General features: G+C 39.1%; 16 protein-coding genes and 1 tRNA gene. 3 read left to right on the forward strand and 14 right to left on the reverse strand.

From position 1 onward, the window contains the following. Positions 1–69: 69 nt before the first annotated feature. The 5 genes from sixA to H6F39_RS14800 all read right to left on the reverse strand — a co-directional run bounded on the left by sixA (position 70) and on the right by H6F39_RS14800 (position 5,096). Entirely contained in the window at positions 70–564 is a 495-nt protein-coding gene (gene sixA, locus H6F39_RS14780) for a phosphohistidine phosphatase SixA (protein WP_190396931.1), read from the reverse strand. Positions 565–629: 65 nt separating this feature from the next. After that, positions 630–1,262 carry a Shedu immune nuclease family protein gene (locus tag H6F39_RS14785; protein WP_190396932.1) on the reverse strand — a complete coding sequence of 211 codons (633 nt, stop codon included), beginning with the start codon at positions 1,260–1,262 and terminating at the stop codon, positions 630–632. Next, complete coding sequence (locus H6F39_RS14790; protein ID WP_190396933.1) at positions 1,259–2,500, reverse strand: hypothetical protein; 1,242 nt, start codon at positions 2,498–2,500, stop codon at positions 1,259–1,261. Before H6F39_RS14790 ends, H6F39_RS14785 begins: the two co-directional genes overlap by 4 nt. A 191-nt stretch (positions 2,501–2,691) precedes the next feature. After that, a complete protein-coding gene (locus H6F39_RS14795) occupies positions 2,692–3,969 on the reverse strand; it encodes a bifunctional oligoribonuclease/PAP phosphatase NrnA (protein ID WP_137907287.1) in 1,278 nt (425 codons plus the stop codon). Between the two features lie 629 nt (positions 3,970–4,598). Beyond that, entirely contained in the window at positions 4,599–5,096 is a 498-nt protein-coding gene (locus tag H6F39_RS14800) for an HNH endonuclease (protein WP_028085093.1), read from the reverse strand. A gap of 404 nt (positions 5,097–5,500) precedes the next feature. Here H6F39_RS14800 and alr point away from each other — a divergent pair, with 404 nt between their 5' ends. The 3 genes from alr to H6F39_RS14815 all read left to right on the forward strand — a co-directional run bounded on the left by alr (position 5,501) and on the right by H6F39_RS14815 (position 7,885). Then, on the forward strand, positions 5,501–6,688 hold the full coding sequence (gene alr / locus H6F39_RS14805; protein WP_137907286.1) for an alanine racemase: 1,188 nt from the start codon (positions 5,501–5,503) through the stop codon (positions 6,686–6,688). Positions 6,689–6,955: 267 nt separating this feature from the next. Beyond that, positions 6,956–7,037 (forward strand) — tRNA-Leu (locus H6F39_RS14810). 233 nt (positions 7,038–7,270) lie between these two features. After that, the gene (locus tag H6F39_RS14815) at positions 7,271–7,885 is read left to right on the forward strand and encodes a 2OG-Fe(II) oxygenase (protein ID WP_137907285.1); all 615 of its coding nucleotides are present in this window, start codon (positions 7,271–7,273) and stop codon (positions 7,883–7,885) included. Between the two features lie 237 nt (positions 7,886–8,122). On the opposite strand, the gene H6F39_RS14820 is transcribed toward H6F39_RS14815, so the two are convergent. From H6F39_RS14820 to H6F39_RS14860, 9 genes are all read right to left on the reverse strand, one after another. Further along, a complete protein-coding gene (locus H6F39_RS14820; protein ID WP_137907284.1) occupies positions 8,123–8,773 on the reverse strand; it encodes an LON peptidase substrate-binding domain-containing protein in 651 nt (216 codons plus the stop codon). A gap of 202 nt (positions 8,774–8,975) precedes the next feature. Then, positions 8,976–9,293, reverse strand: a complete 318-nt coding sequence (gene rpsJ / locus H6F39_RS14825; protein ID WP_015113498.1) for a 30S ribosomal protein S10 — start codon at positions 9,291–9,293, stop codon at positions 8,976–8,978. 179 nt (positions 9,294–9,472) lie between these two features. After that, on the reverse strand, positions 9,473–10,702 hold the full coding sequence (gene tuf / locus H6F39_RS14830) for an elongation factor Tu (RefSeq protein ID WP_137907283.1): 1,230 nt from the start codon (positions 10,700–10,702) through the stop codon (positions 9,473–9,475). Positions 10,703–10,724: 22 nt separating this feature from the next. After that, on the reverse strand, positions 10,725–12,803 hold the full coding sequence (gene fusA, locus H6F39_RS14835; protein WP_137907297.1) for an elongation factor G: 2,079 nt from the start codon (positions 12,801–12,803) through the stop codon (positions 10,725–10,727). Between the two features lie 314 nt (positions 12,804–13,117). Next, positions 13,118–13,588, reverse strand: coding sequence for a 30S ribosomal protein S7 (rpsG, locus tag H6F39_RS14840; protein ID WP_137907282.1), 471 nt, complete (start codon positions 13,586–13,588; stop codon positions 13,118–13,120). A gap of 322 nt (positions 13,589–13,910) precedes the next feature. After that, positions 13,911–14,294, reverse strand: a complete 384-nt coding sequence (gene rpsL / locus H6F39_RS14845) for a 30S ribosomal protein S12 (protein ID WP_028085100.1) — start codon at positions 14,292–14,294, stop codon at positions 13,911–13,913. Between the two features lie 159 nt (positions 14,295–14,453). Then, on the reverse strand, positions 14,454–14,780 hold the full coding sequence (locus H6F39_RS14850) for an iron-sulfur cluster assembly accessory protein (protein ID WP_137907281.1): 327 nt from the start codon (positions 14,778–14,780) through the stop codon (positions 14,454–14,456). Positions 14,781–14,848: 68 nt separating this feature from the next. Then, positions 14,849–15,265, reverse strand: a complete 417-nt coding sequence (locus tag H6F39_RS14855) for a cupin domain-containing protein (protein ID WP_137907280.1) — start codon at positions 15,263–15,265, stop codon at positions 14,849–14,851. 282 nt (positions 15,266–15,547) lie between these two features. Beyond that, entirely contained in the window at positions 15,548–17,416 is a 1,869-nt protein-coding gene (locus tag H6F39_RS14860) for a phosphodiester glycosidase family protein (RefSeq protein ID WP_137907279.1), read from the reverse strand. Between the last annotated feature and the right edge of the window lie 81 nt (positions 17,417–17,497).

The following is a 17,497-nucleotide window of genomic DNA, read 5'->3' on the forward strand; positions in this document are numbered from 1 at the left end:
CCAGAGACTGTTTTCACTACAAGAGTTGCCGATATTACAACTATTCGATGCGTTTATATCGAATAACTCTTACAGCAGGTACTTGGGCTGTGTCAACCAGAACATTTGACTACGACCCAAGGGAGAACCATTATCTGGTAGTTTTATTCCTATCATACCTGCTTTTTTGAGGATAATGCTCTCTTTTGCTTCTCCCCAAAGGAGAATTTCTGCCCAATGGCTTAAACTAGGCTCATGGCCTACTAATGCTAGTTTGGTTTTCTGGGGATAATTCCTGGGTTTGAGCCATTCTTGCCACCAATTTTGAATATCACCCTCAAAGCTAAGATGATCAGATGCTTCTAACTGGGAACTCAGACCAGCAGCAATGAGTATTTCTGCTGTTTGATAAGCGCGAACTAGGGGACTGGTGAGTATTAAATCAAAATTAAAACCGAGTTTGACTAATCTCTGGGCTATTTTCTCGGTTTTTTCCCTTCCTTCCGGGGTGAGTTGTCGTTTTTCATCTTTTAGTCCTGGTTGATGTTCTTCGGCGATACCATGACGGATTAAGTATAGTTCCATTTTTTCAGTTGGGTGTTTTTATATGATTTTTTATTTTGCGAAAAAGCGCAAACAAGAGGGTCAAATTAGTAATTTGATAAAATCTTTGGATACCGTGAAAGTCTATTTCTTGTATCTCTAGCTAATTGATCAAATGTTTTACAAATTACTTTGCGTGAGTCTACTACAACTCTATTTAAATACCATTTCAATCTAGTTTTTTCAACCTCGCTAAGAAATTCATCTCTACCTATAACAAGAATACCTTGATATTCTATATTCTCACTTCCAAAAATAGAACGAAATTGACCAGTATTCTTAAAATCATCAAGTTTCCAAAACCAATCAATGATTTGACTAAATCCATTTTCAAATCTAGACGACCAATCTGATGTAGTTTTTCCTTTTTTGTTTACAAAAATACTATCTTTTCTAGCATCTTCAAATTCAATGAAACAGTAAATATTATTTACAGAATCACCAACAACTAAATCGGCTCTAAAATCTCCAAATAATGTAAATTCATGTTTGATCTGGTTGCAAGAGTTATCAGGAGCGTACCATCCAATACAGGCAGATAAATGTTGTCTCTCTTTGAAAAAAGGAAGTATATCCTTCCGTTCATTTAATTCCTTATTATCACGCAGTAGATTTTCAAATTCCTCAAGTTCAATCAAACACTGTTTAATATCTATATCACAAAAATCTAGACCTCTCATACTTTAGCCTTTTCTAATAATCCATATAACATTTCAATCCGTTTGTAATTCACTATATCAATAATAGTTACTTTTTTAGATTGAAATTCAAAAATGATTCGATATGTGCCTACCTTGGCAATAAAATCATTATCTGAACTTGAATTTAGTTTAGAAACTTCAATTTCTGAACAATCAGGAAAGTTTTCTAGACAACTAATAGCATAACTAATCTTTTCTTTCTCTTGAGTTGGTAAAACATCAAGTGCTATTTGTGCGTTATCATCTAAAACTGTTTCATTTTTGTTTACCTGTTGATTTTTAGATTCAGTAGAAGTATCGTAATACTCATCAGATAAGTGTTGAAGTTCATTGAAAAAATTAGTTCCTCCTTCTCCTTTTTCCACTGCGTGCTTGATCTTTGCCAATATTTCTTTTTCTTTTGGGTGATTATGTAACTCAGAAACTACTATTTCTTGAAATTTCTGATTTCTTTGTGCTGTGTTTTCCTGAATATTTTTTGTCATACTAGCCATAAGCCTGGAAACCTGTATAACTGCTATTTTTTCAGTTTCAGATATATTAGAAGTCCATTCTATCAATAACTTAACAACCAACGTTACAAGCTTATGTAAAACCTCCGAATCTAGCTTTTGAATGTATCCGTGAGCCAGTCGGTTGCGCTGTTCAAGACAAGCTTGAATAATATCAAATTCAGAAATTGATAACTCTCCCAAAGAGTACATTGATTTTATTAATTTTATGGCTGGTAAACGTTCAACAGGAATTGATACATCAACTGCTCTTTTTCTTAATGCTCCCTCAAAAAGACTCCAAAGAAAAAGAAAAGCAGGTTCAATATTATTATTTTCAATCAGCTTGCTAACTTGACTAAAATAGTTAATTAGTTCTTCCCAGGATGGCAGTTCTTCACAAGTTCCTGGTAATGATTCTGCTTCCATATCTTCAAGTGTCACTAATAAAAAACGCCAGCCTGGATGTTTACTCACTTCTTCTGCAACAGATTGTAAACGCTCAACTGAAACTGGAGTAATGCTGGTTTTTACTTCAATTATTAAACCTATTAAACCGCATTCATTTTCATTCTTAGTAGCCAGAATATCGGGTTGATAATTATCCAAATCAAACGGTAATTGATCTGCTTTCGGGTTTTGTATAACAGTAAATCCTTGATCACGATACTTTTTGATCAAAGATTCAACTTTCTCATCATGTAAACTTTTAGTATTTTCCATCATAAGTATTCTGCCAATGGTTGAGATTCACTTACTTTGACATAAACACACTTTTGACCAATAATGACACCTTCGCGCAATAATAAGTTATACCAAATTTATACCCGCTTATCAGACAGCAAAAGCCAATTCATTTGCATGGGTTCAGCACTGCTAAACCCTAAATTAATCAAGTCTTTTAATCCGGTTTAAGACTAAATTGGATTATCTCTCGGATTTACCAATCTTAATAATTTCTGTTTGATTTGTGCGTCGAAAACTTCCCATTTCATTTTGGCATAAGCCGAATTTTCATTACCACCTGATAAAAAACCCATGGGAATTTCAAAGCCTCCCGCACCAGTTCTCCCCCCACCAAAAAATCTCCCGGCGCTATCTTGTCCAAAGGCTTCTTTGATAAATTCATCAGGATCTAGGGTCAGTTTTGTCGTCCTCAAAGAACCTATAATTACTTCTAGTTCGTCGTCTTCATCATGAACTATTCCATACACTACCGCAGTATGAACATTCTCTTCTGTAACTAGAAAATCAGCGGCTTGGGGAATTGCGTCCCGATCATCATACCGCAAGTAACCAACACCAGCTATGGAAAAATTATTTTGAACAATGCGGTTTTTAAGCGATCGCTCAATCACATCCATTACACGCTTAGAACGATTTGCTTGTAAAATAGCATTTAGTAACTGAGCATCATAAAATCTGCTCAAATACCCAGCAGCCATAAAATCTTCTTCTTGGGCTTGCATTAACCTATTTGTATCCGATCTTAACCCGTGCATTAAAGCTGTAGCACATTTAATGTGCTGGTTAATACTATTATCTAAGGTCAATAATCCTGCTTGTAAGTATTGAGTAAAAATTGTCGCTGTAGCTCGCACATAAGGACGAACATCCATAAATTCGGATTTGATGTCCCCCTGCAAGCTATGATGATCTACTAGCACTATTAAGGGAATTCCCGCTTGTTGGATTGCTGGTAATAATTGAGAGGTAGTTCCCTGGTTGTCAATTAACACGAAACCGTGATAACATGACAAATCTTTATTTTTCAGGGTTTGCATTGTCCAGCGTTGAGCGGGTAAATTAGTTAATTTAACTAAAGCAATATTTTCCTGATGGCTTAAAGTTCCCGCGTAAATAATGTCACATTTGATATCATACTGTTGGGCAATTAATTGATATGACCAGGCACAAGAAAGAGCGTCGGGATCAGGAAAATCCTGTAAAATCACTAACTGACGTTCATGGCGGTGTCCTAGCAGGGTTTTTTGTAACTCTTCCGATTTCTGAGACGCTAAAGAACTGCCACGCTGAACTAAATAGATACCACCATCACTATTAGCCGGTGATAAAGATGTCCGGACTAAAGGTGGAGGTTCAATAATGTCTCTCTCTGTTTCTACTTCCTCTGGATTTGGATCTTTAGCTAAAGATAAGTTCTCAAGTTGAGAGGCTGGATAATTCGCGTACATAGGGAACTGTATTTCTAAACGTTGAAGGTGGTGTTATCCATTTAGATATAATCCAAGCAATAATGCGCTGCTAAAGCTACATGAGACTTGTCCATAATCTAAAGTTAATTGTTGGTACTATCTAAAGTTGTTTATTTTTTGTCATTAACACAAGTCAAAAAGTGCCTATAAATGCCAAAAATCAAGCAAGCCTCTCCTTTTAGCATCTATTTGAATTCTTGATTTCGAGACTTGTCTAAACAAATATGCAGATTTTGATGAAAATTAGATAATTATCTTGAATATTTATTTGACTTGTGTTATGCTTACTATCTTGTGTTCAAATTTGTTTCTCAATTTCTTTGGTGGCTTGGTGGCAAATCATTTACTCATAATTGTAGCAAATTATCAGTTAAGAGCAAATCCTCCCTCTATATCCCTTCTTAAAGGATATAACCCCAATTCTTGAAAAACAAGTAATTTGCGACGCTGCGGACATAAAAATATCAGCTTATGGCAATTCTACCCTAAGCTGGTTAGCACTAACCCAAAACAAGTAAAAATACCACTTGTAGCCACTGTTTTAGGTTAAACAGTTCTATCCACAGGTGAAATTTGACCTGAGTTTTTGTAGTTGATTCTGTATAATGTTAAAGGCCTATTACGTACTTTTGCCATTCTTGGTGCAGTCCACTTTTCAGATGTTTTGTTACCTCAAAGTAAAGACTGCTATAAGGTTGGCGAGGTAAATGACGCAAAGGCATCCGTGCTTCTTGGGGTGTACGACTGCCTTTTTTGACATTGCAGCATACACAAGCAGCAACAATGTTTTCCCAGGTGTCACCCCCCCCTCGTGATCTCGGTATCACATGATCAAGTGTCAACTTATCTCCTGTGTAACCACAGTATTGACAAGTGTGTCCATCACGATGCAGGATATTCCGACGGGTCAGAGGAACTTCCATATACGGAACACGGACATAGTGGCGCAATCGGATAACGGTTGGCTGCGGAAAGTCAGTGTAAAGGAATTTACCATTGTATTCTAAGCGTTCAGCTTTGCCTTTCATCAACAACACGGTGGCCCGTCGCCAACTGGTGATGTTGAGCGGTTCGTAAGAGGCGTTCAGGACTAAAACCTTCCCCATGAATCTGCGCTCAAGGTATTAGTTTTACATATATTAACACAAATACACTTTCTTGGGGATAGGAAAGGAATTTATACTTTTATTCTCAACTCAGATTCTCGACTTCTTCCAGAAGTGGGGTATCTTGTGGTTACTATTTTCCCAAATTTGCCAAAAAAATCGCAATAAAGAAGTATTTAGGGGTTGACATTTGATTTTAAATTTGTTATGATTGAGACGATAAGGAAGAACTATCATAAAATAATTAAGTTAAAGAAAAATTGTTGAATATGCGGACACACTAATATTACTCACGCCACCATCTTGTATAAATTACCGGATAAAAGTTAAACTTCCTGATTAAATTGATATAGCTTCTAGGGGATGGGAGAAGCTTTTCGGTGGTGTGATAGGAGTGAAGTCCAATGTTAAATCGCAAACAAACCCCAATTTTTACTGATCATCAAGAACGTGATGCTTATGCTTGGTTTTCTCAGCGGGCTTGGGTAGAAATTGATTTGGGAGCTTTGTCTAATAATGTCAAGGAGTTGGTAAAGTTTTTATCCCCATGTACTCAATTAATGGCAGTAGTTAAAGCTGATGCCTATGGACATGGGGCAGTAGCAGTTGCTAAAACTGTTTTAGAATCCGGTGCTAGTTGGTTGGGTGTAGCGACTGTTCCCGAAGGTATTCAATTGCGGGAAGATGGTATTCAAGCCCCAATTTTAATTTTAGGGGCAACGAACACACCAGAACAAATTCAGGCGATCGCTGATTGGCAACTTCAGCCTACCCTATATAGTCCCAAGCAAGCTTTAGAATTTTCTAACGTATTAGAAAATATTAATTATAATTTACCCTTACCTGTACATATTAAATTGGATACAGGAATGTCTAGATTAGGCACGAATTGGCAAGAAGCAGCAGAATTTGTCCAGTTGGTGCAAAGATTACCCCATTTGCATATTGCTAGTATTTATTCTCATCTGGCAACAGCAGATAGTCCTGATGCTAGGATGATGACAGAACAGCATAGACGATTTGAAAAAGTAATAGCACACATCAAAGCTAAAGGTATCAAAATTCCTATTTTACATTTAGCTAACTCAGCGGCTACTCTTACAGATAGAGGATTACACTATGATATGGTGCGCGTAGGTTTAGCGATTTATGGGTTGTATCCTGCTATTCACTTACAAAATCAAATCAAACTTAAACCTGTTTTACAGGTTAAAGCTAGAGTTACCCAAGTTAAAACTATAACTGCTGGTACTGGAGTTAGTTATGGTCATCATTTTATTGCTGCTGAGGAAATGCGGCTGGCGGTGGTTGGTATTGGTTATGCTGATGGTGTACCCCGTAATCTTTCTAACAAAATGCAAGTATTAATCCGTGGACAGCGTGTGCCGCAAATTGGCGCAATTACAATGGATCAAATGATGTTAGATGTAAGTTCTATACCGGATTTACAAGAGGGGGAAGTAGTTACATTGTTGGGAGAACAGGGAAAAGAGCAAATATCGGCTGATAATTGGGCAAATTGCCTAAATACCATTTCTTGGGAAATTCTGTGCGGCTTTAAGCATCGTCTACCTCGTGTAACTGTTATGTAGATGGGAATATGGGGAGAAATTACTAAGCTGTTACGCATTTAAATTTGATAATCCTAATCTAGCTAGATGTTGTGGTACGGGCATCTTGCCCGCTAGAATCATACAAATTAAATGGAGTACAGCTTAATACCCCATAGCCTAATTCTCAATTTATTAGGACTTACGGAAGTTTCACAAGTCCTGTTTATTTGAAAATTTAAATAAAAATTTAAATTTTTTACCTATTGTCATAAATGATTTGTTATGCTATAATCATGAAATGATAATGCGGATATGGCGAAATTGGCAGACGCGCTAGATTTAGGTTCTAGTTCCGAAAGGAGTGAAGGTTCAAGTCCTTTTATCCGCACTTTTGATTCACTATCGTGGTCAGTCCTTTACTAGTATTGATTTTTTAGGCTTATCCTGGACTGTGGTTATGTTGCTTATGGCTAATTCTGAGTTGTGAGGTTATTTGCAGATTTCCGTATAGACGCATGGAGATGAGCCATATTCCCGTATCGTAGGAAGAAAAAAATACAGAACTGAGAGTGTGGTATAAATAGATGAAAACTCCTGCAATGTAAATTAGTTTAACTGACTGTGAAATACTATCAACAACATCCTCACGTCTTTCCTCTTCAATATCTCCAGGACTTGTGGGGAGAAATCCAAGCTTGTCCCTATTTTGCTATTAATAACCTTAATCGGGATTTTGTGAATACTAAAGGCTTTTCTGTGGTGTTTCAGCGTCAGGGTTTAGCGGAAGTTATCCAAAAATTTCCCTATTTTAAGCCTTATTTAGATTTAGCACTTTTACCTACTTGTAATGCTTTTTATCTCAATCCTTTACTACTTAAAGCGGGTTCTCGTGTTGACCCCCATATTGATCGATCTTTGCGTTCCTATTGTAAAACTGTTGAACCACCAGCATTTGTAAGCGTTCTTTATGTGCGTGTACCAGAGGATATGCAGGGAGGAGAATTGGTGCTAAAATCTCAAAAACGTCAGGTTGGACAAGTTAAACCCCAAACCAATGCTTTAATTTATTTTCAGGGTGATTTAACTCATTCTGTGAATGCTGTTACAACTGCGGGAAATCGCTTAAGTCTTGTTTGTGAACAGTATAGTTTAAATGAAGATGAACTTGAAGAAATACCACATTTTACCTTAGAGTCGAGGATTAATCAAGGGAATGGCAAAAAACAAAAGAAGTAAAAACAAGAATTTATAAGTAGGTGAACGGAAAAAAACCGACATAAGTAACGAAAGGTAAAGTTGCCCAAAACCTCTTCCCAGTTAAGAGTTAAGAGTTAAGAGTTAAGAGTTCCTTTGTCATAACGACAATAAATCTTGATTATCTTTGGTGAGGATAATACCATCAAATTTTGGAACATAGAAACTAGAAGCTATGTGCAAACCCTGAACTTATAAAATTTGTAAAATTTGGACAGTTTATCCCATATTACTAAATGTATCTTTAAGCACAGAACGTGCTGCTAAATGATTACGAGTAGAAGTGAGAATTTCCGCTTCTCGTTCTAAACGAGCCACTGTGTCCTGTATTTCTAGTAATGCTTGTTGTTCTGGAGCGACACCATACAGATTACTACCTATCCAATAAGATAGTTCTGTGGGTAAATCTGGTAAATCATTGGGTAATTCAATATTTTGTTCTGTTAATTTGGATGAAAGATGAACCACATCCCGCAAAAGTTGTTCCACTTCAGATGCTAAAGGACGTAAATCCTTAGCTGGTGGTTGATCTTCAATCCATTCTACCAAACCAACGCGATAAGGCTTTTCCCGCACATACTCTAAAACACGAAACCTTTGCTGTCCTAAAGCTAATAGCTTCATTCTGTCATGAGGTAGCCGTTGATAATGAAGAATTTCCGCGCAACAACCAACATTAGCAATTGTCCCATTAGCTGGGTCAATCATCAATACCCCAAATCGGCGATCGCTCTCCAAAATCGTATTCATCATGATTCGGTAGCGAAATTCAAAGATATGCAAGGGTAATGGTCTGGTAGGAAATAGAACTACTTCAGGTAATGGAAACAGGGGTAGTTCACGAACTGCAATTTTAGAAGAGGATGTCATTGTTAGTTAGTTGAGTATAAATTAATTGTATTCTTAAAATATTATATTGTTTTCTAATTTCTCCCGACTTGGTTTATATTTTATCATTATGTTTGATCGCTAAAGAAAAAGCCCACAACATAAATTTTTTCACAAATTTTTTTACAAAAACAGATCCCCGAATTTTTATCAAAGTCGGGGATCTTATTGGCCAATGACAAATTTACAATTTGACTTCAATATCCACACCAGAAGGCAAATCTAGCTTCATCAGCGCATCAATGGTTTTAGAAGAAGGCTGATAAATGTCAATAATGCGCCTATGGGTACGGGTTTCAAAGTGTTCGCGTGAGTCTTTATCTACGTGAGGTGATCTGAGTACGCAATAGATCTTTCGTTTTGTTGGTAAAGGAATCGGTCCTATAGCTGTCGCGTTGGTACGGTTAGCTGTGTCTACAATCTTCTCGCAAGATGTATCTAATAAACGACGGTCAAATGCCTTCAAGCGAATTCTAATCTTTTGCTGCTGTAGAGTGGCCATATCAAAGTTTTCCAGGTTCGGTAAATTTTAGACTTTAGATTTTAGATTTTAGATTTTAGATTTTTAGATGTCATCTCGAATTTAAAATTTAAAATCCAAAATAGTTTTTGGGAATAGAAAGGAGCAGAGATTTTATCATTTATCTCCGCTCCTTTGTCATGAGAGCAAAAAGGTGAGTGTTATTTCAAGATTTTAGCGACAACACCAGCACCAATAGTCCGGCCACCTTCACGAATAGCGAAGCGCATACCTTGTTCAATAGCGATCGCATTAATCAAGGTTACAGTCATTTTGATCCGGTCTCCGGGCATCACCATTTCTGCCGCATCACCATTATCAGCGGTAAACGCTGTGATTGTACCAGTTACATCAGTTGTCCGCACATAGAACTGAGGACGGTAGCCAGAGAAAAATGGAGTTTTCCGTCCACCTTCTTTTTCTGTTAAAACGTAAACTTCACCTTCAAATTCAGTATGAGGGGTAATTGATTTTGGTTTAGCGATTACCATTCCCCGTTCAATATCAGCTTTTTGGATACCGCGCAGTAATACACCTGCGTTATCCCCTGCTTGACCTTCTTCAAGACTCTTCTTGAACATTTCAATCCCAGTCACGGTAGTAGCGCGAGTATCTTTAATACCTACCAACTCTACGTTATCACCGACTTTGACCACGCCCCGTTCAATCCGACCCGTGGCAACTGTACCACGACCTGTGATGGAGAATACGTCTTCTACTGCCATCAAGAATGGTTTGTCTATAGCCCGCTCTGGGGTGGGGATATAAGAATCTACAGCGTCCATTAATTCGTAGATTTTGTCTACCCAAGGATTTTCACCCCGTTGAGTTTTGGGATTTGCGGTCATTGCTTGGAGAGCTTGTAGACCTGATCCTTTGATAATGGGAATATCATCACCAGGAAAATCGTAGCTCGAAAGCAGTTCTCGTAGTTCTAGTTCTACCAATTCCAGCAATTCTGGGTCATCCATCAAATCTTCTTTGTTCAAGAAGACTACGAGACTGGGAACACCGACTTGTTTTGCCAAGAGGATGTGTTCACGGGTTTGGGGCATAGGACCATCCGTAGCCGCAACTACCAAGATACCTCCATCCATTTGCGCCGCACCTGTGATCATGTTTTTCACATAGTCAGCGTGTCCCGGACAATCTACGTGAGCATAGTGACGACTTTCAGTTTCATACTCAACGTGAGCAGTATTGATGGTAATACCCCGGGCTTTTTCTTCCGGTGCATTATCAATTTGGTCATAACCCTTAGCTACAGCTTGACCCATAGCCGCCAATGTCATAGTAATAGCTGCTGTTAAAGTAGTTTTACCGTGGTCAACGTGTCCAACAGTACCGATATTTATGTGGGGTTTATTTCTTTCAAACTTTGCGCGTGCCATGAATACTAGTTTCCTTTTTTAATTAAGCGTTTCCTTTACTTTTGGCAATGATAGTTTCAGCCACGCTCCGAGGTACTTCCTCGTAGTGACTAAACTCCATCGTAAAAATTCCCCGACCTTGGGTTTTTGACCGGATATCAGTAGCGTAACCAAACATGGTTGCTAGTGGAACTTTCGATACTACCTTCGCAACCCCATTTTCAGTGCTTTGGCTTTCAATCTGTCCTCTGCGGGAGATTAAGTCACCGATGACAGTTCCCATAAAGTCTTCAGGTACTTCAACTTCAACTTTCATCATCGGCTCTAAGATGACAGGAGAAGCTTTTGCAGCCGCTTCCTTGATTGCCATAGAACCGGCAATTTTGAAAGCCATTTCTGAAGAGTCTACGTCATGGTAAGAACCATGTATTAATGTGGCTTTGACATCAATGAGTGGATATCCGGCTAAAATACCGGATTCACAACATTCTTTCATTCCCTGTTCAGCAGGTCCTATGTACTCTTTGGGTACAATCCCACCGACAATTTTAGAGACAAATACAAAACCTGTGCCTGGTTCGCCTGGTTCTAAGTTGATCACCACGTGACCATACTGACCCTTACCACCACTCTGACGGATGAATTTACCATCAACTTTTTCGACGGATTTGCGGATGGTTTCGCGGTAAGCCACTTGGGGCGCACCAACGTTTGCCTCTACTTTAAATTCCCGTAACATCCGGTCCACGAGAATTTCTAGGTGCAATTCTCCCATTCCCGCAATTACAGTTTGGTTAGTTTCAGGGTCAACACGAACACGGAAGGTGGGATCTTCTTCTGACAGGGATTGTAGTGCTTTGGAAAGCTTGTCCATGTCGTTCTTGGTTTTGGGTTCAACCGCTACCGAGATCACTGGCTCAGGAATAAATAAGGATTCCAGAATTACTGGTGAGCCTTCATCACAAAGGGTATCACCTGTCAAAGTATCTTTTAATCCTAGTGCAGCACCTAAATCACCAGCCCGTAGTTCATCCACGTCTTGCCGATCATCTGCTTTCATCAGCACTAATCGAGAAATCCGCTCTTTTTTGTTCTTACTGGCGTTGAGAATATAACTACCTTTCTTCAACACACCAGAATAAACACGAACGAAGGTCAGCCGACCATAAGGATCAGCCATAATCTTAAATGCCAAAGCTGATAATGGTTCGTTATCATCAGCATGACGTTCTACGGGATCACCGTTGAGCAGTGTGCCTTGAATTGGTGGTACTTCTGTTGGCGCTGGCAGGTAATCTATCACTGCATCCAACATCAACTGCACACCTTTATTCTTAAAGGCTGAACCGCACAGCACTGGTACGATTGTCCCAGCAATTGTCCCTTTACGTAGAGCAGTACGGATTTCTGCTTCTGTCAGTTCTTCGCCATCAAAATATTTGGTCATCAAAGCATCTTCGGTTTCTGCTACTGCTTCTACCAATTGTTTGCGATACTCTGTGGCTTTTTCTTGTAAGTCGGCGGGAATTTCTGTTTCTTGGATATCAGTTCCTTGGTCATTTGTGTACATATATGCACACATCCGCACCAAATCTATAATCCCCTTAAATTCAGTTTCACTACCGATGGGTAGTTGAATGGCGATCGCATTGGCCCGCAAGCGATCGCGCATCTGATCATGCACTCTATAGAAGTTCGCACCCGTGCGATCCATCTTGTTAATAAAGGCAATGCGAGGTACTTTATAGCGGTCTGCTTGTCGCCATACTGTTTCTGACTGTGGTTGTACACCACCTACGGAACAAAACACAGCAATTACACCATCTAATACTCGCATGGAACGTTCGACTTCAATTGTGAAGTCTACGTGACCTGGAGTATCAATAATGTTAATTTGATGATCTTTCCAACTGGTACTAATTGCAGCTGCAGTGATGGTGATTCCCCGCTCTCGCTCCTGCTCCATCCAGTCTGTGACGGCTGTTCCTTCGTGAACTTCGCCAATTTTATGAATGATCCCAGAGTAAAATAATATTCTCTCTGTCGTCGTTGTTTTTCCCGCATCTATATGCGCCGCAATACCGATATTGCGTACTCTCTCTAGCGGGTTTGTGCGTGCCACCATTACCTCCTATTGTTGTCGCCCTATGATATCTTGTATATTACTGCTGCTATATAAATCCTAGACGAAGCTAGACATTTACTTCTTACTTCAATGGGAGCATGGGAGCGGTTATCCCTCAGTAAGCTTTCACGCTTTAGCCAAACGCAATATCACTTTTTTTTGCTCTGAAAAAACTATCACTATAATTGCTTGGTTTTCGCATAAGTAATAGTTTAATTAAAGACTATGGTTTTGCCATTCCGCGCTATCAGCTAATTCACATTGTATATGAATTACCGAGCTGGGAAGACGATATCGCTTTTCTACTTAGTTTAGTAACGATAGTGTGCAAATGCTTTGTTTGCTTCTGCCATGCGATGCGTTTCTTCCCGCTTACGAATAGCGCTACCAGTTTCATTCGCAGCATCCATTAACTCATTAGCCAGTCTTCCTGCCATAGTTCTCCCTGGACGTTGACGAGAATACTGTACTAGCCAACGTAATGCTAGGGTAGTACCCCTATCTGTACGCACTTCCATTGGTACTTGGTAGGTTGCTCCACCGACTCGGCGAGCTTTTACTTCTACTAATGGTGTAGCGTTACGCACTGCTTTCTCAAAAGTTTCTAAGGGACTTCCACCGGTGCGTTCTTCAATAGTTTTCAAAGCATCATAAACTATTCTTGCGGCAATTGATTTTTTGCCATGACGCATTAGTCGTCGCATCATCATACTGATCAGGCGACTATTGTACACTGAGTCAGGCGGCACTGGCCGCCTTTGACTAACACCACGACGAGACATACTTCATCCTTGAATAGGGAATTTGGCAACGAAATTATATGTTATCAGAACACAGGAGACTAAAAGCGGTTTCATCAGCCGCTTAATTTTCCTGATTTTTTGTTTATGGCTCTATCAGTTGTCAAGAGACTGAATTAATTCACTTTATTGTCTGTCACCAGACACAGAAGACGACAACTTAATCTACTTTTAAATTTAGATGAAAGTGCTGTTATCTTTTACAGGATTATTCTCAGAAGCTCATGCAACTTGCTTTTTCTCCCAGATACAGAGTTTTGGTCAGGACGATTAACCGTATTTAACGCGATTAACCGCCTCTTCCCTATTTTTTCCCTGCTTTCTGGCGTTTAGTTCCATATTTGGAACGGCCTTGTTTCCTGTCTTTAACTCCGGCTGTATCTAATGTACCACGGATAATATGGTATCTAACTCCGGGCAAGTCTTTGACCCGACCACCGCGAATCATAACTACAGAGTGTTCTTGTAAGTTATGACCAATACCTGGGATGTAAGCTGTCACTTCAAATCCAGAGGTAAGCCTTACCCTTGCTACCTTACGGAGTGCTGAGTTGGGTTTCTTCGGTGTTGTTGTGTATACTCTGGTGCAAACGCCTCGACGTTGAGGGCATTCTTTCAGAGCAGGGGACTTGGTTTTCTGACGCGCTAGTTCGCGCTCACTACGTATTAGCTGCTGTATTGTTGGCATGAGTTACAGCGCGTGAAGCTGCTTTATGATCTAAGTTTTAACAAATCCTGATTATATCATTTTTTCTGATTTTCTGTCAATCATTTTGGAAGGGAACAGGGAACTCTTAACAGGGAACAGAAACCAGGTAATTCCTAACTACTGACAACTGACTACTGACTACTGACTAACAGAGAAAGAATTGCCACAACTACAGATGGATATTGCTTGGGGGTTATCAAAGCGAAAACCACCACCCATCAAATCTTCTGCGTAATCTAGTGACAAGCCATTAATGTAATTTAGGCTTCCTGGGTCTATAACTAGACGAATATCATCAAACTCTACAACCTGGTCTGTGGCTTGTACAGTTGTATCAAAACCCAAATCGTAAAACCAATCACCACAGCCACCAGATTTCACCCGCAAACGAAATAAAATAGTTGATGGTTGTTTGGATTTTAAGCGCCTAATTTCATTAATGGCTGCTGAACTTAAATTAATCATGGAATTTTTTTATTGGTCAGTGGTCAGAAAGAAAAAATCCCCCCTGTCGATTCCCTTGTAACTATTGCCTATTTTTCACGTGCATAGTCATCTTGATAGCGAATAATATCATCTTCTCCTAAATATTCGCCATTTTGGACTTCAATCAAAATCAAGGGAATCACGCCGGGATTTTCTAAGCGATGAGTTGTACATTGAGGGACATAAGTTGATTGATTATTGCTTAATAATATCTCTTTGTCGCCACAAACTACTTTGGCTGTACCTGAAACAACTATCCAGTGTTCACTACGGTGGTGGTGCATTTGTAAACTCAGGCGATGTCCAGGTTTTACTTCAATGCGCTTAATTTTATATCCGCGACCCTCTTCCAAGACTGTGAAGGATCCCCAAGGACGTAATTCACCTGCGACAACGCTTCTAGAATTAATTGCTGGTTGTAAAGTAAGAGTATTCGTGGGGACTGTTTCTGATAATTTAGCCATAATTACCTCATTTGGAGACATAATAAACCCGTTTTTAGCTGTAACAGTTGATGACAAAGGGACTAAATTCAGCCACTTTGATTAAGATAGCAAAAGTCAGCACTGACTGGTAAAATGAGAATGTTCAAACTCATCTGTCTACATAAAATCTTGATCAAAAACACGAATTAGGATAAGATACGGGTAAGATACCTGAGTTCTTCTTTGATGGTATCAATATATTATGAATCAAGGTCGGAAGTCGAGTCTCTGGTTTCTATAACTAAAACCTAATACTTACATCTACTTCTTTTTTCTGTTTTGTGTAAGTCCTGACTTTGATTCTAGGAAAATTCCAATACCGTTATGAACACGGGCTGCTGTATTGGGAGAACGATCCAGCAATTGACCTCCTAAATAAAGACTGGTAGAACTACCACCGTCTAGATTTAAAGCGTTGATACAACCCATTGTTTGCATTAACTTGGCTTGTTCTTCTAAGGTTGGACCTCCACCACCTGCGCGATTATGTACGGCAGCAATCATTAAGTTACCTGTATTAAGGGTACAAATACTGCTACGAACTGCTTGACTGTTCATAAAAGCAGAACCGAATTTCTCGGCTTCTCCGTCGAGGACTATTTGCCGATTTTCTAATAATAGGGGTCCTGCACCGATAATATAGGGATAACGACTAAATTCGGGTGTGGTGGTGTTGTTGGTAAGATCAATTTTTGTCCCAATGGGTAATTGTGGTGTCTCATTACGGAAAATCAGGAGATAACCATTTTTGGGAATAGGAATAGCATTTATACCAGTTTTTAACCCTGGTAATTGATTAGTTACTTGATTGTTTTCCACGACAATTATATTTTCATTCTCAGTTAAGGGTGTATAAGTATCTCCCCATGCAGTTGTGTAACGAGAAATGCCATTTTGAACATAGCCAGTATTGAGTAAAATAATAGGTAAACGTTGATTATTGTTGCTAGTTAAGGTTTCTGTGAGGGTGAGGCGACCAAAATAGAATTGTCCGTTATTATTCCAAGCTATTGCTCCTCGGTTAAGAATTGGTCCTGATATCCATTGATTATCTCGTCTAATTGCCCCTAATGGTAATTTATTATTGCGGTTAAAATAACCACCATTAATTGCCGCTACGGCTAAGTAATTTTGAGCAGTTTGGATTAAAGGGGCAGTACCAGTTAATGTTTGCACGTTAGTTTTAGTTAAGATAGGCTTAATGCTTAAACCCACAGTCTGGGGATTAATATCCAACCAAACCACAGGAAAGCGGTCTGTTCCTAAAGTTACTAGCCGTTGTCGCCATTGTAACCCCTGCGCCCAGGTAATATTTCTTTCGACCATTGCATCAGGTTGAATATCAATTACTAGACGATTTGGCTGGGAGACGGTGCTAATTTGTACAGACTGTCCAAAGGGAATACTCAAACTGATAATTGTTTGATTATTGACAATTTCTATTTTTTCAATGGGTGATTCTGTGCTTTGTGCTATAGGAGGTTTAGGGTTATAAACTGCGAGTAAAGCCGCATCAGCAATAGTATCTAAAGTGACAGTCCATTGGCGGTTGGCCGGTGTGGTAGATTTGGGGATAATTTCATCAGGATCTACTACTTTTTTGACTGGTAACTCTTGTCTAATTTGCCAAAAAGTTGCGTTATCTAAGTCTAGTACAATCCGATCCCCTTTTGGTTGTTTACCAAGACGAATATTTCTCAGTTGAGAAGGGGGAGTGGCAATTACTAATGTGTTACCATTAGCTTTAATTTGCCATTTTGCTGTTTTAGCTAATTTACTTATATCTAAATAGCGATACCCACCTCTTAGTTTAGTATTAAGAATTATGGGATTTGTCAAGCTAGAAAACCACTGTATTGGCTGTTTACCAGGATTGTTACTACTGAGTAAATCTATGCCCATTAATTGCTTAACTGCGCCATCACTGATATAAGTTTGCATTCCTGTTGGTTGTAACCATGCTCCTGGTAAGGTTCGGCCATTTATAGTAATTTGATTACCAGCACTAACAGCAGTGGGAACGGAATTTGGTATTCTAGGAATATTTTGGGCGAATGCGCCATAACTAGCAGTTAAACACAGTGCTGCTGACAGCAGTGGTGACAGAGAATTGAGTATTTTCCAGATCATTGTGTTTTTTGATAAAGTTATTATGCAAAAACCAGCCTAACGAAAATTTATCAGAAAATTAAAAAAATAATTACCTTTTTT

The organism is Dolichospermum sp. FACHB-1250 (assembly GCF_014696335.1).
GTDB classification, from domain to species: Bacteria; Cyanobacteriota; Cyanobacteriia; order Cyanobacteriales; family Nostocaceae; genus Dolichospermum; species Dolichospermum planctonicum.